Genomic DNA, 20,079 nt, shown 5'->3' with positions numbered 1-20,079 from the left:
TGGGGTTAGCGGGGGATCGTCCGGCTATGTGAGGAAGCGACGAGTGCGCCGGACGAACGGACGAGGGGCATGGCACGTAGACGGGGGCAGAGCGCGCCGCTCAACTGGGAGTTGCTTCTCGGGCTGCTGGCGACCGCGTTCATCATCTATGTGTGGGTGTGGGCGGCGACGCAGGGCGGCCCACCCTGGTAGGCATACTGGCCCGCGCCAAGCGGTACCGTGCCCCTGCCGATGACCACGTACGGTGCGGTCGGCCGGGTCTCCTAGCGGGCCAGCAGGGTTCGGAGGGCCTTGCCGATCTCGGCGGGGGCCTCTTCGGCCATGAAGTGGCCGCAGGTCACGGTTTCGTGGGTCAGGTCGGGCGCCCAGGCGCGCCAGAGCGCGGCGGCGTCGTAGCCGAGGGCGGCGCCCCAGTCCTGCTGGAGGACGGTGACGGGCATCCGCAGCCGGTTGCCCGCGTCGCGGTCGGCCCGGTCGTGTTCGACGTCGATGCCGGCGGACGCGCGGTAGTCGGCGACGATCGAGGGGATCGCCTCCCGGCAGGCGTCCAGGTAGGCGGCGCGGACGTCGGGCGGGACGGCGGACGGGTCGTTCGCCCACAGGTCGAGGAAATGGCCGAAGAACGCGTCCGAGGCGCCGGCGATCATCTGTTCGGGCAGGCCGGGCGGCTGGGCCATCAGGTAGAGGTGGAATCCGACGGCGGCGGTGGTGCCGTGCATGACGTCCCACATGTCCAGGGTCGGCAGGACGTCGAGGCAGGCCAGGTGGGTGATGGTGTCGGGATGGTCGAGGCCGGCGCGGAAGGCGACGAGGGCTCCGCGGTCATGGCCGGCCAGGGCGAACCGTTCGTGACCGAGGGCCTGGGCCAGGGCGACTATGTCGGAGGCCATGGTGCGCTTGGAGTAGTCCCCATCGGGCTTGTCGCTCGCTCCGTATCCTCTGAGGTCCGGGCAGATGACGGTGCGGTCGGCGGCCAGGTCCTCGGCGACGTGCCGCCACATCAGGTGGGTCTGCGGGAAGCCGTGCAGTAGGACGATCGGAGAACCCGAACCGCCGACGGCCACGTTGAGGGACACGCCTTCGGCGACAGGGACGCGCTTGTAGTCGAATCCAGGGATGCTTGTCATGGCTCCAAGGCTGCCGCGCGTGAATGAGCATCCGATGAGCGCGCTATAGCGTGGCGGGGTGGACGTCCTGTTCGGGGTGCTGGGGCCGGTCACGGCCTGGGACGGCTCCGGGAACGTGATCCCCTTGAAGGGGCCGCGCCATCGTGCCGTGCCGGCCCGGCTGATCATCGCGCGGGGGCGCGTCGTGCCGGTGTCGCTGCTGGTGGACGACCTGTGGATGGATCCGCCTTCGGACGGGGTCGGGGCCGTGCGCACCTTCGTGGCGGCGTTGCGGCGCGTCCTGGAGCCCGATCGTCCGCCCCGGACGCCGCCCCGGCTGCTGGTCACCGAGGGGCCGGGGTATGCGCTGCGTCCCGGACCGGACGGCGTCGACGCCTGGTGGTTCGAGCGGGCCGTGACCGCGACGCGTCCGGCGGCCGAGCTGCTCACGGCGCTGGACGAGGCGCTCGGCCGGTGGCGCGGACCCGCCTACGCCGAGTTCGCCGGCGAGCCGTGGGCGCGTGCGGAACGTGCCCGGCTGGCGGAGCTGCGGCTGCGGGCGGTCGAGCGCCGGGCGGAGGCGCGGCTGGCACTGGGCCTCGCCGCCGACGCGGTGCCGGATCTGGACGCGCACGTCGCCGAGCATCCGTGGCGTGAGGAGGGCTGGCGCCTGCTGGCACTCGCCCTCTACCGCACCGGCCGTCAAGGGGACGCGCTGGCGGTCCTCCGGCGAGCACGCACGCTGCTGGTAGAGCAACTGGGGGTCGATCCAGGCCCGGAGTTGCGTCGCCTAGAGGAAGACATCCTCCGCCAGGCCGATCACCTGGACGCGGCCTCGCGAGTGTGGGCGCAAGCAGCCGAGACCTATGACCGCACCGTGGCGGCGGAGGCGCGGTCGCGGCTGGAGTCGACGGTCGGCATCCTGCGGAACCTCGCGGTGACCGGCGGCGGGGGCCTGGAGGCGGCGCGCGGGCAGCGCATGGCGGCGATCGCGGCGGCCGAGGAACTCGGCGACGCGGAACTCACCGCCCGGGTGATCGGCGCCTACGACGTCCCGGCGATCTGGACGCGGTCCGACGATCCGCACCAGGCCGCCCAGGTCGCGGCGGCGGCCGAGCGGGCATTGGCCGCGCTTCCGCCGGGGCGCGAGACGGCGCGGGCGCGGCTGCTGGCCACGATCGCCCTGGAGTCGCGCGGCACCGGGACGAAGCGGGCACGGCAGGCGGCCCGCGAGGCGGAGCGGATCGCCCGCGAGCTGGACGATCCGAGGCTGCTGGCGTTCGCGCTCAACGGCGTGTTCATGCAGTCCTTCGACCGCGCCGGGCTGGCTGCCCGGCGGGACGAGGTCGGTGCCGAACTGGTCGGGCTGTCCGCCCGGCATGATCTGGTGAATTACGAGGTGCTCGGGCACCTCATCCGGCTCCAGGCGCGCGGCGCGCTCGCCGACTTCGGCGCGGCCGACGGGCACGCGCGGGCCGCGGACCGCTTGGCGGAACGCCACGAACGTCCGCTGGTGGGGGTGTTCACCGCCTGGTACCGGGCGATGCGGCTCGCCGCGTCCGGCCGGGCGGCGGCCGAGGTCGAGGCCGCCTACCGGGACGCCGCCGCCCGGCTCGACGGCTGCGGCATGCCCGGTCTCGAAGCGGGCCTCGTGCCGCTGGCGTCCCTCTGCCTGCGCGTGCGAGACGGGCGCCCGGCGCAGACCGGCCCCGCGGACTGGGGGCCTTACGAGCCCTGGGCGCGGCCCCTGGTGTCGCTGGCGCGCGGCCGGCGGGCCGAGGCCGCCAAGGCGTTGCGGGACGTCCCCGATCCGCCCCGTGACCTGCTGTTCGAGGCGCTCTGGTGCCTCACCGCCCACGCCGCCGTCGCCCTGGACGACCGGGAGGCGATGCGACGCGCCCACGGCGCGCTCGCCCCGGCCGCCGGTGAACTGGCCGGCGCCGGCAGCGGCCTCCTCACCCTGGGCCCGGTCTCCCGCTACCTGCGCGCCCTCGCGGAACGGAGCGGCCGTTAGGCGGCGGGCGGCTGCCCGGTTCCGGCCATGGCCCGCCGCTCGCGCCGCGCTAGTTGTCGCTGAACAGCGGGTAGCGGAGACGCGCCACGCCGGGGCGCGCCGCCCGGTGGTGGCCTTCGACCGCGGCGCCGACGAGTTCGTCCTCGGCGGTGAACGCGATCTCCATGATCGTGATGAATTCCGCCGTCGGCGGGTAGAGCCGGGCCGCGGCGTTGGCCGTCCGGCGGACGAGGACGCGGGCGGCGGTGCGCAGCGCGCACTCGAAGTACCGGATGTCGTGCCCGGCGAGGGCCTCGCCGGCGCCCAGCGCACGGAACACCGGCAGTACGGCGCTCGCCTCGCGGGCTCCCGAGTAGACGGCGATGGCCTCCCGGACGAGGTTGGAGACGTCGCCGGCCCGCAGATGCGTGTAGGCGGGGACGCGGGCGGCGATCTCGCCGACCACCTCGGCGGTGATCTCGTCGGCGCGCTCGGCGAGGAACCGCCGCAGAACCGCCGCCGGGCCGTCGTCCGTCCCTGCCACCGTGAGCCCCCTCGCAACCCGTTCCCAGTGGTAGCTGGGAGTGTTGGCCGAGAGTAGATCAATCCGCGCGGATGCGGTAGGGGTATGTTACCGACGCGTACAGCGGATCGCGACCGAGCGGTAACTTTCCTCAGGTCAAGGACGGGTTGGCTGCTCGGCCTTCTGTGTTCAGCAGTACAACGGTGTGGGCAGGGGCCAAGGACGGGCGGTGGACCAGGGCGGCACGGACGCCTGCCAGGGAGGCGGCACCGCAAGGGCCGGCGGATATGCCCAGAGCCGACAGGTCCTTCGCAGCACGGGCCGTATCGGCATCGGTCACTGCCACTGCCGCGTCCAAGCCGGAGCGGAGGACGGGCCAAGCCAAGGTGGAGGGGGTGGCGCAGTTGAGGCCCGCCATGGTGGTCGAGCCCGTCTCAATGGTCTGAAGCCTGTCTTGGTGGAGGCTCGTCAACAGGCAGGGAGCGGCATCGGGTTCCACGGAGAGCACGGTGGGAGCACACCCTCCAGACCTGTAATGGGTCACCGCCGCCTGGGCCAGCGAGCCCACGCCCACGGGGACGGCCACCAGGCCCGCTGGGGCGGCGCCCGCCTCGGCCAGTTGGACGTCGATCTCGGTGAAGAGGGTGGAGTAGCCCTCCACGATCCACTGCGGGACGCGTTCGTAGCCGGGCCAGGCGGTGTCCTGGACGAGGAGAGCCGAAGGGTCGGCGTCCGCCGCCTCGGCCGCGCGGCGCACGGCCTCGTCGTAGGGGCCCGGGACCTCGGTCAGGCCGGCGCCCTCCGCCTTGATCGCGGCCATGGCGGCGGGGTGGACACCGTACGGGACGTAGACGTCGGCCTTGAGGCCCAGCAGGCGGGCCGTCGCCGCGACCGCGCGCCCGTGGTTGCCGTCGGTCGCCGTGACGAGCCGGACGCCGGTCGCCTCGCGGGTGTCCGAGAGCGCCCGGTGGATCCCCCACGAGGCACCGAGGATCTTGAAGGCGGGGAGCCCGAGCCGGGACGACTCGTCCTTCACCAGCACCCGCCGCACCCCCAGTTCGGCGGCCAGGGACGGCAGTTCCACGAGCGGCGTCGGGGCGTAACCGGGGAGCGTGCGGTGGAAGGCGGCGACGCCGGGCGGGACGGGAGGGCACGTCCAGGCGCGGGCGGCCGGACGGGCGAACCAGCGGACCATGGACGCCACACTTCCGCAGCGGCCTTCGATCGGTCCAGCGAATGTTTCCGAGCGATAATCGTCAGTTCAGCCGATGATTGGGGAAGCATGCTGGATCTGCACCGGCTGCGCCTGCTGCGCGAGCTGAAGCATCGCGGGACGCTCGCCGCCGTCGCCGAGGCCCTGTCGTACAGCCCGTCGTCGATCTCGCAGCAGCTGTCCGTCCTGGAGAAGGAGGCCGGGGTGCCGCTGCTGGAGCCGGTGGGGCGCCGGGTCCGGCTGACCGCGCAGGCCGAGATCCTCGTCGCGCACACCGAGGCGGTGCTGGAACGGCTCGAACGCGCGGAGGCCGAGCTCGCGGCGTCCCTGGAGGGCATCGCGGGGGTGCTGCGGGTGGCCGCGTTCCAGACCGCCGCGCTCACGCTCGTCCCGGACGCGCTCACCCGGCTCCGCGACGCCCATCCGCGGCTGCGGATCGAGATCACCCAGCGGGAGCCGGAGAGCGCGCTCCCCGCCCTGCTCGCGCGGGACTTCGACCTCGTGATCACCGAGGAGTATCCGGGCGGGCCAGGGCCGCGGCCGGCGGGAGTCGAGTACGCGGAACTGGGCGAGGACGAGATCCGCCTCGCGGTTCCGGCGGGCACGGCGGTGCCGGCGGACACGGCGGTTCCGGCGGGCATCTCGGGCGCCGGCCTGCGGAGCCTGGCGGGCGGCGCGTGGGTGATGGAGCCGGAGGGCACCGCGTCCCGGCGGTGGGCGACGCGGCTGTGCCGCGAGGCCGGGTTCGAGCCGGACGTGCGGTTCGAGTCCACCGACCTGCTGCTCCACCTGCGGCTCGTCGAACACGGCCACGCCGCCGCGCTGCTGCCGGGGCTCGTGTGGGCGGGCCGCCCGCCGACGGTCCCGGTCGTCCGGCTGCCGGCCGGGCACCGGGTCCGCCGCCTGTTCACCGCGGCCCGCAGGGGAGGCGGCGGCCACCCGGCCGTGCGGGCGTTCCGGACGGCCCTCGCGGCCGGGTTCACGGACCGGAGCAGAGGACCGGGGGAATGACCCCACCGCGGTTACGGGTTTTCCTCTATAGCGATTGATTCGCCCAACAGGGAGAGTCATATCCAGCAGCAGGGGAACGAGGCCCCTCCGCGGGAAGAAGGCACACGATGGCGAAGACGCCGACCCTCACCTCGATGAGCACGTCCGATCTGGCCGAGATCCTGTTCTGCTGCGGGCTGCAGGAGTCCGACCGTCCCTCCACCGAGCAGGTCCGCGCCGCGATCCGCGCCCGGATCTGCGCCTGCGGCGGGGACCGCTCCGTCTGCGTCGCCCTCGTCGCCCAGGAGGCCGGCGACCACCCGGAGACCTACCGCACCCGGATGCGCTGGGCGCTCAGCACCGTGTCCGCGGCCTACCCCGACCTTGGCACACCCGACTGACCAGGGAGAATCCCATGCGCTCACCGTTCATCGACCGGCGCGAGGACATCCTTCCCCGTTCGCTTCGCGACCTGATCGCCGCCGAGGCGTCCCAGGCCTCACGGCTCACGAACGAACCGCGCAGGCGCCAGCAACGCAGAGCCAGGACCGCCCGGCGTGCCCCATAGCCCGGTACGGCCCGGTCAGTGCCGCGACTTGGACTTGGACTTGATCTTGGTCTTCTTGTGCTTGGACTTGTGGCCGTGGCCGCCGCTCGTCTCCCACTCGTAACCGGGCGTGTTCTTCTCGCAGTAGCGGTCGCTCACCTTGGTGTCGGTCGCGTCGTGCTCGCACCAGCGGTCCTGACCGCCGCACGCGGTCAATCCGAACGCGGCGACCAGGACGGTCAGCGCGAGTGCGGCGGGACGGGTCTTCGGCATGTTCGGCCTTTCTCTGCCGGTGTCAACCCAGGTCAGACGTCCGCGATCCGGTTGCCGTTCCCCTGCCCGCCGAAAGGGCAGGTGACCGTCTCCGGCCGCGAACTATGCTGGCGCCCGTGAGCGAAGAGCCGACGCAGGACCATCCCGGCGGCGCGGGCCGCGAGTACCGCATCGGCGAACTCGCGAAGGCCGCCGGCGTTCCCGTGCGGACGCTGCGTTACTACCAGGAGCGCAAGCTGCTCCCGCCGCCCCGCCGCGAGGGACGCATCGGCCTCTACCGCGAGGACCATCTCGCCCGCCTCCGCGTGATCGGGAACCTGCTCGACCGCGGGCACACCCTGGAGGGCATCCGCGAGCTGCTGTCGGCGTGGGAGCAGGGGCGCGACATCGCCGCCGTCCTCGGCGTCGAGAAGGCGGTCACCACGCCGTGGTCGAACGAAGTCCCGGTCACGATGACGCTGGCCGAGCTGGCGGCGCTGTTCCCCGGCGAGGTCGGCCCCGAGGCCCTTGAGCGGGCCGTCGCCCTCGGCCACATCGAGGTGGACGGCGACTACGTCACCCACTGGAGCCGCCGCCAGCTGGACGCGACGGTGGCGCTCGTCCGGGCCGGGGTGCCGCTGGACGCGGTGCTGTCGGCCGGCCGGGAACTCCAGCGCGGCATGGACGAGCTCGCCGCGATGTTCATCCGGCTGATCACCACGCATGTCGTGCAGAACATCGACGACCGGGACCTCGGGGAGCTCACCGAGACGCTCGCCCGGCTGCGTCCGGGGGCACAGGTGACGGTCGAGGCGGGGTTCGCGCGGGCCATGGACCGCCAGGTCCGTGCCACGATCGACCGGCTGCTCGGCCGGCTGGCCACCCCCTGAGCACCGTCCGGAGGGATACCGCGGGGCCGCGATACTGGGGGCATGGTCGACGACGAGCGCTGGAAGGCGCGTTTCCGGGCCGCCCGGATGAGCCTGCCCCGGTGGGCGCGTGACGCCCCGCACCGCAGCATCTACCGGTCGAACGTGACCGGGACGTGGGAGATCTACGCGTGGGACCGGGAAACCGGTGCACAGCGGCAGGTGACCGATCGTCCCAACGGGACATGGGCGGGAACCATCGCCCCGTCCGGCGAGTGGGTGTGGTGGTTCGCGGACACGGACGGAGACGAGTTCGGTGTCTGGAACCGTGTCCCGTTCGATGGGAAGGAGAGCGTTCCGGCCGTCCCCGGGCTGGAACCGTCGTATCCGTCTGGGCTGTCCCTGGGGCGCAGTGGTCTCGCCGTCATCGGACGGACGACCGACCAGGGCAACACGATTCACCTGTGCCCGCCCGAGTCGGAGCCAGAGGTGCTCTATCACCACGCGGAGGACGCGCACGTCGCCGCCCTTTCGCGGGACGAGACCCTCATCGCCATAGGGCACAGTGAGCACGGCGACAGCCGGCACATGGCGTTGCGCGTGCTGCGCCCGGACGGCTCCACGGTCGCGGACCTGTGGGACGGGCCCGGCAAGGGCGTCTACGGCGCCGGATTCGCCCCGGTCGAAGGGGATTCGCGGCTCCTGGTCAATCACGAGCGGCGCGGCCGGGACGAGATGCTGATCTGGGATCCCGTCGCCGGAACCGAGCACGAGATCGTCCTCGACCTGCCCGGCGAGATCGGCGCCGACTGGTACCCCGACGGGACGGCGCTGCTGATCTCCCACTCGCACGAGGCGCGCGACGAGCTGTACCGGTACGACCTGGGCGACGGCGCGCTGACCAGGATCGACACGCCGCGCGGGGTGATCGGCGGGGCGGCCGTCCGGCCGGACGGGACGGTGGAGTTCTCGTGGTCGTCCGCCGCCGAGCCGCCGGTGATCAGGTCCACGTCCGGCGCGATCGTGCTCACCCCGCCCGGTCCGGCCGCGCCGCCGTCCGTCCCGGTCGAGGACGTGTGGGTGGACGGCCCGGCCGGCCGTATCCACGCGCTGGTGAGCCGGCCGGCCGGCGACCGCCCCCACCCGACGGTCTTCGACGTCCACGGCGGGCCGACCGCGCAGGACGACGACTCGTTCGCGCCGGCGGCCGCCGCCTGGGTCGACCACGGGTTCGCGGTCGTCCGCGTCAACTACCGGGGGTCCACCGGATACGGGTCGCAGTGGCGTGACGCCCTTGAGGGGCGCGTCGGGCTCACCGAACTGGAGGACATCAAGGCCGTCCGCGACTGGGCCGTCGAGTCGGGCCTCGCCGACCCGTCGCGGCTCGTCCTGACGGGCGGCTCGTGGGGCGGGTTCCTCACGCTGCTCGGCATCGGCACCCGGCCAGACGACTGGAGCGTCGCGGTCGCGTCCGTTCCCGTCGCCGACTATGTCGCCGCGTACGAGGACGAAATGGAGGGCCTGCAGGCGTTCGACCGCTCCCTGTTCGGCGGCTCCCCGGACGAGGTCCCGGACCGCTACCGCGAGTCGTCCCCGATCACCTACGTGTCCCGGGTCAAGGTGCCGGTGCTGATCCTGGCCGGGGAGAACGACCCGCGCTGCCCCATCCGGCAGATCGACAACTACCTCGGGCGCCTCGCCGAACTCGGGCTTCCGCACGAGGTGTACCGGTACGACGCGGGCCACGGGTCCCTCGTCGTGGAGGAGCGGATCAAGCAGATGGCGGCCGAGATGGGCTTCGCCCGCAAGCATCTCGGCATGGCGTGAACTCCCCCGGGGGCGGACGCCCGTCCCCGGGGTTCCCAAGATCGCCCCCTGTCGGGGCGTGCGCACCCGTCAGGCGCGGACCTCGCGGATGATCCCCACCAGCTCGCGGGTCACCGACTTGAAGCCCGGCAGGCGCGACATCGCCACCATGCGGTTGACGAGCGGGACCGTCCGCTCGACCAGCAGGTAGGTCTTCCGGCAGCCCGGCGAGCTGTCGTGGACCCAGTACAGGACGACGCCCATCGAGTAGATCCACAGCAGTTCGGGCAGTTCGGCGCGGAACTCGCCGTCGATCTTCAGGTCGGAACCCTCCACGACCTCGCGGTAGATCGCGACCGCCGACTCGCGGGCCGGGCCGGACTCGGCGCTGAACGGGTTGAGCGGGCTGGTCGGCTCGGCGGCGAACTTGAAGAACTTCCCGGCGAACTCGTGATACGGGACCATCGTGTCGACCCGGGCCTTCAGGACGCCCCGCAGCCGGGCCGCGAACTCCGTCTCGGTGTCGAGGACGGCCCGGCACGCGGCGACGTGCTCGTCCTGCAACTCGTCGTAATAGGCCTGGATCAGCTCTTCCTTGGACCCGAAGTAGTAGTAGGCGTTGCCGACCGAGACGCCCGCCTCCTTGGCGATCGCCCGCATCGTCGTCGCCTCGTATCCGCGCTCCCGGAACAGGCGCAGCGCCGTCTCGACGATCACGGCCCGCGTCTGCTCGGACTTGCCGGCCTTCGTCTCGGTCACGCATGCCACCCTAAAGCCCGTGTGCGACGTCCTGCTCATGGCATGAACCGCCCTCCGGCGCGACCCCGCGTGATCAGCCGGTTCGTTCGGCGGCGAGGAGTTCGGCTATCTGGGCGGTGTTCAAGGCGGCGCCCTTGCGGAGGTTGTCGCCGGACAGGAACAGCTCCAGGGCGCACGGGTCGTCCAGTGAGCGGCGGACACGGCCGGCCCAGGTCGGGTCGGTGCCCGCGACGTCGGACGGGGTCGGGAACTCGTGCGTCTCCGGGCTGTCGCACAGCACGACACCGGGCGAGCGGGCGAGGATCTCCTGCGCGTCCCGCTGGTGGACGCGCTCCTCGAACACCGCGTGCACGGCCATCGAATGCCCGGTGATCACCGGCACCCGGACGCAGGTCGCCGACACCCGCAGCTCGGGCAGGCCCAGGACCTTGCGGATCTCGTCCCGGATGCCGACCTCGTCGGACGTCCAGCCGCCGTCCGCGTGCGTCCCCGTCCACGGCACGACGTTCAACGCCAGCGGCGCCGGGAACGGGCCGAGGTCGCCGACGACGCCGCGGATGTCGCCCGCGCGGTTGCCGAGCGCCCGGTCCCCGCCGACCTTCTCCAGTTGCGCGTGCAGGGTGTCGATGCCGTGCCGCCCCGCCCCGGACGCCGCCTGGTAGGACGCGACGACCAGTTCACGCAGCCCGTACCGGGCGTGCAGCGCGCCGATCGCCACGATCATCGAGAGCGTCGTGCATCCGGGGCCCGCGACGATGCCGCGCGGACGGTCCCGCACCCGTTCGGGGTTCACCTCGGGGACGACGAGCGGGACGTCCGGGGCGGCCCGGAACGCGCGGGACCCGTCGACCGCGACGGCGCCGTGCTCCACCGCGACCGGGGCCCATGCGGCGGCGACCTCGTCCGGCACGGCGAACACCGCGATGTCGGCGTCCTCGAAGACCTCCGGTGCGAGCGCCACCGCCTCCGCCCGCTCGCCGCGGACCCGGAGCGTCCGCCCGGCGGAGCGCTCCGAGCCGATGAGGCGGATCTCCCCGTACACGTCCCGGCGGATGGACAGCAGGTCGAGCATCACCGCCCCGACCGCCCCGGTGGCGCCGACGACCGCGAGGGTCGGCAGCCCGGATGCAGGGCCCGTCGTCGCACTCACACCATCAGAACTACCGCGGCCCGCACGCGGTTCCCGGACGGGGGGAGCGCCGCGGACGCGAAAGGCCGCGCGGGCGGGAGCGTCGCCGTCCCGTGCCCGCGCGGCCCGCGGCGGCGTCAGCGGCCGGTGCCCCCGTAGACGACGGCCTCGACCTGCTCGGCGTCCAGGTCGAACGCGTGGTGCGCGGCGGCGACCGCGGTGTCGATGTCGTCCTGGTCGACGACCACCGAGATCCGGATCTCCGAGGTGGAGATCATCTCGATGTTGACCCCGGCCTCGGCGATCGCGCCGAACAGCGCGGCCGTCACCCCGGGGTGCGAGCGCATCCCGGCGCCGATCAGCGACACCTTGCCGATCCGGTCGTCGTAGCGGAGCGACTCGAACCCGATCCGCTCCTTCAGCTTGTTCAGCGCGGTCAGCGCGGTCTGCCCGTCGGTGGCCGGCAGCGTGAACGAGATGTCGGTCCGCCCGGTGGACGCCGCCGACACGTTCTGCACGATCATGTCGATGTTGATCTCGGCGTCGGACAGCGCGGAGAAGATCGCGGCGGCCTCACCGACCTTGTCCGGCACTCCCACCACGGTGATCTTGGCCTCGCTCCGGTCGTGCGCGACCCCGGAGATGATCGCCTGCTCCATGTCCTGTCCTTCGATCTCGCTGCTGTCGACGACCCACGTGCCCTCCTTCTGACTGAACGAGGACCGCACATGGATCGGAATGTTGTAGCGGCGCGCGTACTCCACGCAGCGCAGATGCAGGATCTTCGCGCCGCTCGCCGCCATCTCCAGCATCTCCTCGTAGGAGATCTTCGGGATCTTGCGGGCGGGGGGCACGATGCGCGGGTCGGCGGTGAAGACCCCGTCGACGTCGGAGTAGATCTCGCAGACGTCGGCGGCCAGCGCGGCGGCCAGCGCGACCGCGGTGGTGTCAGACCCGCCGCGGCCGAGCGTGGTGATGTCCTTGGTGCCCTGCGAGACGCCCTGGAACCCGGCCACGATGCAGATCGAGCCCTCGTCCAGCGCGGTCCGGATCCGGCCCGGCGTCACATCGATGATCTTCGCTTTCCCATGCGAGCCGTCGGTGATCACACCGGCCTGGGAGCCGGTGAACGAGCGGGCCTCATGGCCCAGGTTCGCGATGGCCATGGCCAGCAGCGCCATGGAGATCCGCTCGCCCGCGGTGAGCAGCATGTCCAGCTCACGGCCCGGCGGCAGGGGACTCACCTGCTTGGCCATATCGATGAGATCATCCGTCGTGTCGCCCATCGCGGACACGACGACGACCACGTCGTTGCCCGCCTTCTTCGTTGCGACGATGCGCTGGGCGACCCGCTTGACGCCTTCGGCGTCGGCGACGGAGGAGCCACCGTACTTCTGCACGACAAGAGCCACGAGTGGGCGCTCCTCGGATCGGGGTCAGACGTTCCGGACGACGAGTCTACAGAGCCCGGCGCCATGGATCACGACCAGGTAACTACCAAGGTTGGAGCCCTACAGGTTCGGCGGGCCCTGCTCGATGCGGCGCAGCACCGGGTCGAGGCGCTCGTTGTCCTCGGTGCCGATGAGCCGGCGCTCGTCCCACCAGGTGGCGCCGGCGTCCATGAGCGGGCCGACCAGGTCGCGGGCGTCGGCGGGGCTGACCCCGCCCACGACGATCTCGAAAGGCCCTTCCTCCCGCTGCCCGCGAATGTAGGCGACCAGCTCCTGAACGTCCTCCTTGGACGGGGCACGTCCATGCGAACCCGGCCCGAACAGCGGGACGGCGCCGTCCCAGCGCGCGGCCCTGCGCATCGGCCGCCGGTTCGGCCAGAACCCCGCGATCCACACCGGAGGGCGGGGACGCTGCACCGTCGCGGGCAGCAACGCCACGTCCTCCGCCTGGTAGTGGCGCCCGTGATGGGTCACCGGCTCCCCGGTCCAGTAGCGTGCGAGCAGGTCGAGCCCCTCGTCCAGGCGCTCGGCCAGCAGGACCGGGTCGGTCGGCTCACCGAAGGCCCCGTACTCGTCCTCGATCGGCCCGCCGAGCCCCGCGCCGAAGATCACCCGCCCGCCGCTGAGGACGTCCAGGGTGGCGACCTGCCGCGCCAGCTGCTGCGGCCGCCGCCGCGCCACCGGCGTGACCAGGGTGCCGAGCTTGATCCGGCTGGTCGCCAGGGCCGCCGCCGTCAGCAGCATCCACGGATCACCGAACGTCTTGCGGCTCCGCTTCGCATGGACGACGTGATCCCAGACGAACACCCCGTCCCATCCGGCCTCCTCGGCCGCCACCGCGACCCGCGCCACCGTCCGCGGGTCCGCGAAGTCCCCGAAATTCGGAATATTGATCGAATACCGCACCCCCGCATGCTCCGCCCCACCCTCCCCCCTTGGCAATCGAATTAGCCCTGGGCGGACAACCCCCGCCAGCCACATCACCACCCCTCGGGCAGTACATCTAGATCATCTCGGATCGGTGCTCGCCTTTTCTGTGGGCCTGCGGGTTCGTTGGCGTTGTCATCGCGGGCAGCCCCGCGCGTCCCGGTGGCTCTCGCGCGATTCGCCGATGTGCTGGTGGCGGCCGGGGTGGGGTGCCGCGGCCGGTATGGGACACCGCAGGCGGTGCTGGAGATCTGCTCGGCGGACCACCCGGCGGTGAGGCAAGGCGTCTACGTAAAAGCAGGGGGCGGGTGCCCCGGTTCGTGGCGTCCATCGGGGACCCGTTGCGTCCCCTGCCATGACCCGGCCGGGGCATGCGCCGTGGTGACCGAGCTGATGGGAGAGTTGATGGCCGCGTTCGATGAGCTGCCGCGGGTGCGCAGGGGACCGCTGGACTCCCTGTACGCGACGCTGCGGCGCCGTGCCCCGCAGATGTCCGCGGCCCGCCCGGACGGCGACGCGCTGCACGTCGGATACCGGGGGCAGACGGCGACCGTCGTCTGGGACGCCGACCTTGAGCAGTACGCGTGGGGTTCCGGGGACGGCGGGCAGATCGGGCCGGACGCCGAGAAGGCGGCCGAGCTGATCGCATGGGCCCTGGACGCCACGGTGACTCCCGGCACGCCGGACGAATGAACCCGAGTCCGCGGAGCCGGGGCTCCCCGGCGACGCGGAGTCGTGCGCCGGGACGGTGACGAACGGGTCAAGCCCGTTCGCTAGGCCCTCGCGGCCTGGGGGGCGACGTCCAGGCGGGCGTTGGCGACGAAGGCGTGCAGGGCGCGAAGCGCCGCCCCGGCGTGGTTGCCCCAGTGGTTGAAGTAGGAGTACTGCCACCACCAGAGGGCCTCAAGGGGGCGGTCCTGGTTGTAGTGACGCAGCCCGTGGACGAGGTCACTGGCGACATCGACCAGGTCGTCCGACAGGCGGTAGGACGTGACCTCGGAGTCCTTGTAGGGGTCGAAGACCTCGGCGTACTCGTCCAGGGCTTCGAGACGCTCGGCGAGGCCCTGCCGGATGGAGTCGAGGTCGGGGTCGTCCCCGACCTCCGGCTCCCAGTTGTCGGGGAGGATCACGTCGGCGCTGGCACCGAGCTGCGCGCCGGCCAGGATGACCTGCGACACTTCGAGGAGGAGCAGCGGGATCGTGTGCTTGCCGCCGTCGCCGCGGGCGACCGCCTCCAGTCCGTTCAGGTAGTTGTCGACGTGGCACGCCACGCGTTCTGCGAGGGCGTTCCAGTCCTGCGGGCTGTTGGTGTCAGACATCGAGCAGCCTCCGTCCTTCGAATGCGCGGCCCAGCGTCACCTCGTCTGCGTATTCGAGGTCGCCACCCACCGGCAGGCCGCTGGCCAGACGGGTGACGGTGAGGCCCATCGGTTTGACGAGCCGGGCGAGGTACGTCGCCGTCGCCTCGCCCTCCAGGTTGGGGTCGGTGGCGAGGATCAGCTCGGTCACCGCCCCGTCCGCGAGCCGCTGCATCAGCTCGCGGATGCGCAGATCGTCCGGGCCGACGCCCTCGATCGGGCTGATCGCGCCCCCGAGGACGTGGTAGCGGCCGCGGAATTCGCGGGTCTTCTCGATCGCGACGACGTCCTTGGATTCCTCCACGACACAGATGATGTGCGGGTCACGGCGGGCGTCCCGGCAGATCCGGCACTCCTCTTCTTCCGCGACGTTGCCGCACGTCTTGCAGAAGCGGACCTTGTCCTTGACCTCCTTGAGCGCCTTCCCGAGCCGTTCGACGTCGGCCGGATCGGCGGCGAGCAGGTGGAAGGCGATCCGCTGCGCGCTCTTGGGGCCGACTCCGGGCAGCCTGCCCAGCTCGTCGATGAGGTTCTGGACCACCCCTTCGTACAACGGACCCTCCTTTCCTCGTCGCCCGCGCTCAGGCGCCCTGGCCGCCGCCGAGCCCGGGGAAGCCGCCGGGGATGCCGCCGCCTCCACCGCCGAGCCCCTGGGCGAGCGGCCCCATCTTCTCCTGCTGAAGCTCCTGCACCTCGCGCGCGGCGTCCCGGATCGCGGCCAGGACGAGATCGGCGATGGTCTCCGCCGTGTCGGCCGGGTCGTCGGCGTCGATGGCCTTCGGGTCGATCGACAGCCCCGTGACCTCGCCCTGCCCGTTGACCGTCGCGGTGACGAGCCCGCCGCCGGCGGTCCCCTTCACCTCGGCCTCCGCGAGCTCACGCTGCGCGTTGAAAAGCTGCTGCTGCATGGCCTGCGCCTGCTGCAGCAGTTCCTGCATGTTCAACTGACCACCGGGTTCCACGGTGCACTCCCTCTTCCGGCCCCCGAGGGCCTTCTCCCTGGCGCTCCGCCAGCCACCGGACGTCCGTCCCCCGAGCCTACGGGTTTCCACCAGGACACGGTAAGTACGCCCATCACGGCGCCGGTGCTTCCACGCCGGCCCCGGTCAAAACCCCTGAACCGGACGAGCCCCCGCGCTCAGCCACCGCAAAGTCGATCGTTTGCCGCCGGTGTGTCCCACCTGCTTCGCTGACCTCCATGACCTCTATCTGGGTCGGCGCACGGGTGCGGCTGCGAGGGATCGAGCCCGGGGACTGGCAGGCCTTCAAGGAATTCGACGAGCACTCCGCGGATATGCGCAGCGGTGACATGCTGCATCCGCCACGGTCGGACAAGGGCTACCGCCGCTGGGCCCTGGAAGAAGCGTCCCGCGGACCCGATGGCGACAACTTCCGGCTGGCCATCGCGGCTGCGCAGGACGGTGTCCTGGTCGGCACCCTGAACACCGGCAATGCCGATCCCAGAGCAGGACGCTTCGGCTACGGCATCTCGATCGGCCACCGGTATCAGCGCCGCGGATACGCCAGCGAAGCCATCTTGATGCTGCTCACCTTCATGTTCGGGGAACGCCGCTACCACAAGTGCGAAGTCGGGATCTACGCCTTCAACGAGCCCTCGATCGCGCTCCACCACAAGCTCGGCTTCGTCACCGAAGGACGCCTGCGCGACCACGAGTACTTCGCCGGTCGCCACCACGACATGATCTTGATGGGACTCATCGCCGAGGAGTTCACCGCACACCATCCGCTTCCAACGGCGAAAGAGACGGGCGGGTGAGTGGACGGCGGACGAAGACGCAGCGAGCCCCGTCCCATGGGTCTACGCCGGTGGCCCGCACGACCACGCCGGTCTCGCCGTAAGCGCCCTGCCCGTTCAGGGCGGGGGTTGGGGATACCACGACGCCCGGCGCGGGCGGCGCGGCTACCTGGGGCCCTGTCACGACACCGAAGCGGCGGCGGAGCAGGTGGAGGGCCTGCTCAAACACCGCATGCTCCCCGACACGCGGTAGGGACAGCCGTGTCGCCGCGCGGCGGCGCCGCCGGACCCGGTGCGGCTAAGGGTTCGAGTTGTCGATCTCGCGGATGACCTGGCCGCCGAGTTCGCGCTGGATGAGGGCCATGCCGTTCATCTCGGCCTCGGTGCCGTCCGCGTCCGCGTCGCTTTCCGGGTCGACCTCGTCGCTCTCGTCCACCGGCGCGGGCCCAGGGGGCATGGGAGGCTCGTCCGGCGGCAGGCCCGAATCCGATGGGCGCGCCGAGTTCTCCCCCCTCGCCCGGCGCGGGATGGGATCCGGTGGCGTGCTCGGCCGAACAGCCTGGGGCGAGGGCGGCCCCGCCTGCGTCTCCGGCTCATTGCCGAAGCCGCCCGATACGACCCGCCTACCGCCGAATCCCGGGGACGATGCTGAGCCGAAGCCACCGCCGGACCCGTTTCCGACGCCTGGCCGTTCGCCACCTCCGGGACCTTGGTGCGAGGAACGTCCGCCGGTTACTCCGCCTGGACCGCCGACGACAGTTTCTATTCGCCAGTCGACGCCCATCCGCTCCTTGAGTACACCGCAGAGGACTACGTCACGATTCCCATTGACAAAGTTCTTTCTATACCCCTCGTTCTCAAAGGAAAGGGTCAGAATTTTACCGTCGATTGAAACCGGCCGTACACCCGACATGATTGCCGTCCACGCAACAATGCTCTTTCGCTTGACCGCCTCAATGATGTCCGGCCAGAACTGCTGCACAGCCGCAAGGTCCACCGCACCGGGGCCGTTACTGCTGGGGACAGCGGTGCTGGTTCCCGGGACGACGACCGGGCTCGCGCCCGGGCCGGCCGGCGCGGTTCCGGACGAGTTCCGGGGAGAGCCGCCGCGAGGTGTGCCGCGGCGGTTATCCACAGAATTCTGTTCTTGCGGTGCCGCGGAGGGGCCGGGGTTGACACTGGAAGTGGGGCCGCCCCCCTGGGCGGGCGGGGAGTGGTCTCCGGCCGTTTGGGAACTGCTGTGTCCCCGTCCTTCGGGGCCCTGCCGCGCCTGCGGCGGTGCCGCTTGGGCAGGCGGGGCGAAAGCCGGGGCCATGCCGCCCGCCGGCGGCTGGACGCTCGCGAAGCCGCCTTGGGTGGCCTGGCGTTCCAGGCGGTCCAGGCGGGCGAACATCGACGCCTCGTCCTCGTAGGCCGCCGGCAGCAGGATGCGGGCGCAGATCAGTTCCAGCAGCAGCCGGGGGGACGTGGCGCCGCGCATCTCGGTGAGGCCGGTGTGCAGCAGGTCGGCGGCACGGGTCAGTTCGCCCGGCCCCATCGAGGACGCCTGGCGCCGCATCGCCTCCAGTTCGTCCGGCGGGACGTTCAGCAGCCCCGTCCCGCCGGCCTCCGGGACGTTCGACAGGATCACCAGGTCCCGGACGCGCTCCAGCAGGTCGGCGGTGAACCGGCGCGGGTCCTGCCCGCTCTCCACGACCCGGTCGACCGCGGCGAAGACGGCGGCACCGTCGCGGGCCGCGAAGGCGGCGATGACCTCGTCCAGCAGCGCGGAGTCGGTGTAGCCGAGCAGCGAGACGGCCCGCGCGTAGGTGATGCCCTTCTCGTCCGACCCGGCGAGCAGCTGGTCCAGGATCGACAGCGTGTCACGGGCGGAGCCCGCGCCCGCCCGCACCGCCAGCGGCAGCGCGGAAGCCTCGTAGGGGACGTTCTCGCTCCGCAGGATCTCCTCCACGAGCTCCTGCAGCACACCCGGCGGGATCAGCCGGAACGGGTAGTGGTGGGTCCGGGACCGGATCGTCCCGATGACCTTCTCCGGCTCGGTGGTCGCGAACACGAACTTCAGGTGCGGCGGCGGCTCCTCGACGAGCTTCAGCAGCGCGTTGAAGCCCTCGCGGGTCACCATGTGCGCCTCGTCGATGATGTACACCTTGAAGCGCGCCGCAACCGGCGCGAAGAAGGCGCGTTCCCGCAGGTCGCGGGCATCGTCGACACCACCGTGAGAGGCGGCGTCGATCTCGATGACGTCGATGTGCCCCGTCCCGGACGGTCCGAGCGCGACACACGAGTCGCACTTGCCGCACGGGTCGGGAGTCGGCCCCTGCTCGCAGTTCAGCGAGCGGGCGAGGATGCGGGCGCTGGACGTCTTGCCGCAGCCGCGCGGACCGCTGAACAGGTACGCGTGGTTGATCCGGCCGTTGCGCAGTGCCTGCTGCAACGGCTCCGCGACGTGCTCCTGCCCCTTCAACTCGGCGAACGTCGCTGGCCGGTACTTGCGGTACAGCGCCAGACTCATCGGGGGCCCGCCCTCCTCAGAAGCAGAGCGTCACAAGCGAAAAGGACCCCCCGCACACCCGCCAGAGCCTGCTTATCCTTGCTGCCTTCCGGCCCTGGGGAGGTTCACAGGATGACGCCATGCGAGGGGTCTGCTCAGAGTCTATGACATCCCCGGCCCAGGATTGCCACGCTTCCGCGTAGTCTCCGCCTCATGCCTGCCTCGTCCCAGGACACGCTCCTGCACATCGCCGAACGAACCCACTGGGAATCCGCCCATACGGCGGGTGTGCCGTACACCATGTCCACCCTGGGCCGGACGCTGGACGAGGAGGGCTTCATCCACTGCTCGTCCGACATGACCCAGGTGGACGGCGTCCTGGACCGCTTCTACAGCGGCATCGACCGCGCGGACCTGGTGCTGTTGGTCATCGACACGTCCCGGCTGGACGCTCCCGTCCGCCACGAACCCGTCGGCGATGACGTCTTCCCGCACGTCTACGGTCCCATCCCGCTCTCCGCGGTAATTGAGGTCAGGTCACTGCCCCGGAAGCTGTAGGCTTTCCCGTGGAGGATTCGCCTAGTGGCCTAGGGCGCACGCTTGGAAAGCGTGTTGCGTGCAAGCGCTCGCGAGTTCGAATCTCGCATCCTCCGCCGCGGCGAGGCCGGTACCCATCCGGGTGCCGGCCTTTCGCATGTCCCGCGCCGGCCGCGGCGTGCCGCCGCCAGGTTCTCCTCGTCCTCTTCCCGGCGATCAACGTCATCGTGAGCGCGGGCGCCGGTCTGCGGACCGTTCCCATCAGCGCGTTCTGCTCTCCGGCGCCTACTCGTGGCGGGAGCGGCACTGAAGTTTGGTACTTAGTCACGAACCGGCTGACCTGCTAAGTCACTTGTTTACCAAGAATGGAAA

General features: G+C 71.5%; 21 protein-coding genes, 1 tRNA gene and 1 other RNA gene. 10 read left to right on the top strand and 13 right to left on the bottom strand.

The features are described 5' to 3' along the window. The first annotated feature begins 69 nt into the window (after nt 1–69). Nucleotides 70–192 (top strand): hypothetical protein, encoded by a 123-nt coding sequence (locus AF1_RS36125; protein WP_255218773.1) that lies wholly within the window; start codon nt 70–72, stop codon nt 190–192. Between the two features lie 71 nt (nt 193–263). Here AF1_RS36125 and AF1_RS03560 read toward each other — a convergent pair whose 3' ends face one another. Continuing rightward, the gene (locus AF1_RS03560; protein WP_067793539.1) at nt 264–1,127 is read right to left on the bottom strand and encodes an alpha/beta fold hydrolase; all 864 of its coding nucleotides are present in this window, start codon (nt 1,125–1,127) and stop codon (nt 264–266) included. A 58-nt stretch (nt 1,128–1,185) separates the two neighbouring features. On the opposite strand from AF1_RS03560, the gene AF1_RS03555 reads away from it, so the two are divergent. Beyond that, nucleotides 1,186–3,120 (top strand): AfsR/SARP family transcriptional regulator, encoded by a 1,935-nt coding sequence (locus tag AF1_RS03555; RefSeq protein ID WP_067793538.1) that lies wholly within the window; start codon nt 1,186–1,188, stop codon nt 3,118–3,120. 49 nt (nt 3,121–3,169) lie between these two features. Here AF1_RS03555 and AF1_RS03550 read toward each other — a convergent pair whose 3' ends face one another. Both AF1_RS03550 and AF1_RS03545 read right to left on the bottom strand, forming a co-directional pair. After that, entirely contained in the window at nt 3,170–3,643 is a 474-nt protein-coding gene (locus AF1_RS03550; protein WP_067793537.1) for a hypothetical protein, read from the bottom strand. Between the two features lie 130 nt (nt 3,644–3,773). Next, on the bottom strand, nt 3,774–4,817 hold the full coding sequence (locus tag AF1_RS03545; RefSeq protein WP_067793557.1) for a pyridoxal-phosphate dependent enzyme: 1,044 nt from the start codon (nt 4,815–4,817) through the stop codon (nt 3,774–3,776). 87 nt (nt 4,818–4,904) lie between these two features. On the opposite strand from AF1_RS03545, the gene AF1_RS03540 reads away from it, so the two are divergent. Both AF1_RS03540 and AF1_RS03535 read left to right on the top strand, forming a co-directional pair. Then, nucleotides 4,905–5,846: a LysR substrate-binding domain-containing protein gene (locus AF1_RS03540; RefSeq protein WP_067793536.1), complete on the top strand. Its 942-nt coding sequence runs from the start codon at nt 4,905–4,907 to the stop codon at nt 5,844–5,846. A 107-nt stretch (nt 5,847–5,953) separates the two neighbouring features. Next, nucleotides 5,954–6,226, top strand: a complete 273-nt coding sequence (locus AF1_RS03535; RefSeq protein ID WP_067793535.1) for a hypothetical protein — start codon at nt 5,954–5,956, stop codon at nt 6,224–6,226. Nucleotides 6,227–6,408: 182 nt separating this feature from the next. Here the strand turns inward: AF1_RS03535 and AF1_RS03530 are convergent, their stop codons facing one another. After that, a complete protein-coding gene (locus AF1_RS03530; protein WP_067793534.1) occupies nt 6,409–6,645 on the bottom strand; it encodes a hypothetical protein in 237 nt (78 codons plus the stop codon). A 116-nt stretch (nt 6,646–6,761) separates the two neighbouring features. Here AF1_RS03530 and AF1_RS03525 point away from each other — a divergent pair, with 116 nt between their 5' ends. Beyond that, a complete protein-coding gene (locus AF1_RS03525) occupies nt 6,762–7,514 on the top strand; it encodes a MerR family transcriptional regulator (RefSeq protein WP_242608601.1) in 753 nt (250 codons plus the stop codon). Between the two features lie 42 nt (nt 7,515–7,556). Then, nucleotides 7,557–9,320 (top strand): S9 family peptidase, encoded by a 1,764-nt coding sequence (locus AF1_RS03520; RefSeq protein ID WP_067793532.1) that lies wholly within the window; start codon nt 7,557–7,559, stop codon nt 9,318–9,320. Nucleotides 9,321–9,389: 69 nt separating this feature from the next. On the opposite strand, the gene AF1_RS03515 is transcribed toward AF1_RS03520, so the two are convergent. From AF1_RS03515 to AF1_RS03500, 4 genes are all read right to left on the bottom strand, one after another. Next, nucleotides 9,390–10,058 carry a TetR/AcrR family transcriptional regulator gene (locus AF1_RS03515; RefSeq protein ID WP_131732377.1) on the bottom strand — a complete coding sequence of 223 codons (669 nt, stop codon included), beginning with the start codon at nt 10,056–10,058 and terminating at the stop codon, nt 9,390–9,392. 73 nt (nt 10,059–10,131) lie between these two features. Then, entirely contained in the window at nt 10,132–11,208 is a 1,077-nt protein-coding gene (locus AF1_RS03510) for an aspartate-semialdehyde dehydrogenase (protein ID WP_067793530.1), read from the bottom strand. A 116-nt stretch (nt 11,209–11,324) separates the two neighbouring features. Further along, on the bottom strand, nt 11,325–12,599 hold the full coding sequence (locus AF1_RS03505; RefSeq protein ID WP_067793529.1) for an aspartate kinase: 1,275 nt from the start codon (nt 12,597–12,599) through the stop codon (nt 11,325–11,327). Between the two features lie 99 nt (nt 12,600–12,698). Beyond that, nucleotides 12,699–13,544 carry an LLM class flavin-dependent oxidoreductase gene (locus tag AF1_RS03500; protein WP_067793528.1) on the bottom strand — a complete coding sequence of 282 codons (846 nt, stop codon included), beginning with the start codon at nt 13,542–13,544 and terminating at the stop codon, nt 12,699–12,701. 426 nt (nt 13,545–13,970) lie between these two features. Here AF1_RS03500 and AF1_RS03495 point away from each other — a divergent pair, with 426 nt between their 5' ends. Next, nucleotides 13,971–14,258: a hypothetical protein gene (locus AF1_RS03495; protein ID WP_131732378.1), complete on the top strand. Its 288-nt coding sequence runs from the start codon at nt 13,971–13,973 to the stop codon at nt 14,256–14,258. Nucleotides 14,259–14,338: 80 nt separating this feature from the next. Here the strand turns inward: AF1_RS03495 and AF1_RS03490 are convergent, their stop codons facing one another. Genes AF1_RS03490 through AF1_RS03480 form a run of 3 tightly spaced genes read right to left on the bottom strand, consistent with a single transcriptional unit; the run spans nt 14,339 to nt 15,885 of the window. Further along, nucleotides 14,339–14,884 (bottom strand): DUF5063 domain-containing protein, encoded by a 546-nt coding sequence (locus tag AF1_RS03490; protein ID WP_067793526.1) that lies wholly within the window; start codon nt 14,882–14,884, stop codon nt 14,339–14,341. Further along, the gene (gene recR / locus AF1_RS03485) at nt 14,877–15,476 is read right to left on the bottom strand and encodes a recombination mediator RecR (protein ID WP_067793525.1); all 600 of its coding nucleotides are present in this window, start codon (nt 15,474–15,476) and stop codon (nt 14,877–14,879) included. Before recR ends, AF1_RS03490 begins: the two co-directional genes overlap by 8 nt. Before the next feature lie 28 nt (nt 15,477–15,504). Continuing rightward, nucleotides 15,505–15,885 carry a YbaB/EbfC family nucleoid-associated protein gene (locus AF1_RS03480; RefSeq protein ID WP_084262409.1) on the bottom strand — a complete coding sequence of 127 codons (381 nt, stop codon included), beginning with the start codon at nt 15,883–15,885 and terminating at the stop codon, nt 15,505–15,507. A gap of 236 nt (nt 15,886–16,121) precedes the next feature. On the opposite strand from AF1_RS03480, the gene AF1_RS03475 reads away from it, so the two are divergent. Then, nucleotides 16,122–16,700 (top strand): GNAT family N-acetyltransferase, encoded by a 579-nt coding sequence (locus tag AF1_RS03475; protein ID WP_067793523.1) that lies wholly within the window; start codon nt 16,122–16,124, stop codon nt 16,698–16,700. A 277-nt stretch (nt 16,701–16,977) separates the two neighbouring features. Here the strand turns inward: AF1_RS03475 and AF1_RS03470 are convergent, their stop codons facing one another. Both AF1_RS03470 and ffs read right to left on the bottom strand, forming a co-directional pair. Beyond that, nucleotides 16,978–19,191 carry a DNA polymerase III subunit gamma and tau gene (locus AF1_RS03470; RefSeq protein WP_067793522.1) on the bottom strand — a complete coding sequence of 738 codons (2,214 nt, stop codon included), beginning with the start codon at nt 19,189–19,191 and terminating at the stop codon, nt 16,978–16,980. 38 nt (nt 19,192–19,229) lie between these two features. Next, nucleotides 19,230–19,325: signal recognition particle sRNA small type (gene ffs / locus AF1_RS03465), an RNA gene on the bottom strand. Between the two features lie 58 nt (nt 19,326–19,383). Between ffs and AF1_RS03460 the strand changes: the two genes are divergently transcribed. Then, on the top strand, nt 19,384–19,728 hold the full coding sequence (locus AF1_RS03460) for a DUF952 domain-containing protein (protein ID WP_067793521.1): 345 nt from the start codon (nt 19,384–19,386) through the stop codon (nt 19,726–19,728). 10 nt (nt 19,729–19,738) lie between these two features. Next, nucleotides 19,739–19,823: transfer RNA gene (locus tag AF1_RS03455), tRNA-Ser, on the top strand. Nucleotides 19,824–20,079 lie beyond the last annotated feature (256 nt).

It is taken from the genome of Actinomadura formosensis NBRC 14204, assembly GCF_001552155.1.
Classification (GTDB): domain Bacteria; phylum Actinomycetota; class Actinomycetes; order Streptosporangiales; family Streptosporangiaceae; genus Spirillospora; species Spirillospora formosensis.
This window is presented reverse-complemented; position numbering and strand designations above follow the sequence as displayed.

Bases quoted from the DNA above. Each gene is read 5' to 3' on its own strand.
- AF1_RS36125 (WP_255218773.1), top strand. From the start codon at position 70: ATGGCACGTAGACGGGGGCAGAGCGCGCCGCTCAACTGGGAGTTGCTT.
- AF1_RS03560 (WP_067793539.1), bottom strand. From the start codon at position 1,127: ATGACAAGCATCCCTGGATTCGACTACAAGCGCGTCCCTGTCGCCGAA.
- AF1_RS03545 (WP_067793557.1), bottom strand. From the start codon at position 4,817: ATGGTCCGCTGGTTCGCCCGTCCGGCCGCCCGCGCCTGGACGTGCCCT.
- AF1_RS03540 (WP_067793536.1), top strand. From the start codon at position 4,905: ATGCTGGATCTGCACCGGCTGCGCCTGCTGCGCGAGCTGAAGCATCGC.
- AF1_RS03535 (WP_067793535.1), top strand. From the start codon at position 5,954: ATGGCGAAGACGCCGACCCTCACCTCGATGAGCACGTCCGATCTGGCC.
- AF1_RS03530 (WP_067793534.1), bottom strand. From the start codon at position 6,645: ATGCCGAAGACCCGTCCCGCCGCACTCGCGCTGACCGTCCTGGTCGCC.
- AF1_RS03520 (WP_067793532.1), top strand. From the start codon at position 7,557: ATGGTCGACGACGAGCGCTGGAAGGCGCGTTTCCGGGCCGCCCGGATG.
- AF1_RS03495 (WP_131732378.1), top strand. From the start codon at position 13,971: ATGGCCGCGTTCGATGAGCTGCCGCGGGTGCGCAGGGGACCGCTGGAC.
- AF1_RS03490 (WP_067793526.1), bottom strand. From the start codon at position 14,884: ATGTCTGACACCAACAGCCCGCAGGACTGGAACGCCCTCGCAGAACGC.
- AF1_RS03475 (WP_067793523.1), top strand. From the start codon at position 16,122: ATGACCTCTATCTGGGTCGGCGCACGGGTGCGGCTGCGAGGGATCGAG.
- AF1_RS03470 (WP_067793522.1), bottom strand. From the start codon at position 19,191: ATGAGTCTGGCGCTGTACCGCAAGTACCGGCCAGCGACGTTCGCCGAG.
- AF1_RS03460 (WP_067793521.1), top strand. From the start codon at position 19,384: ATGCCTGCCTCGTCCCAGGACACGCTCCTGCACATCGCCGAACGAACC.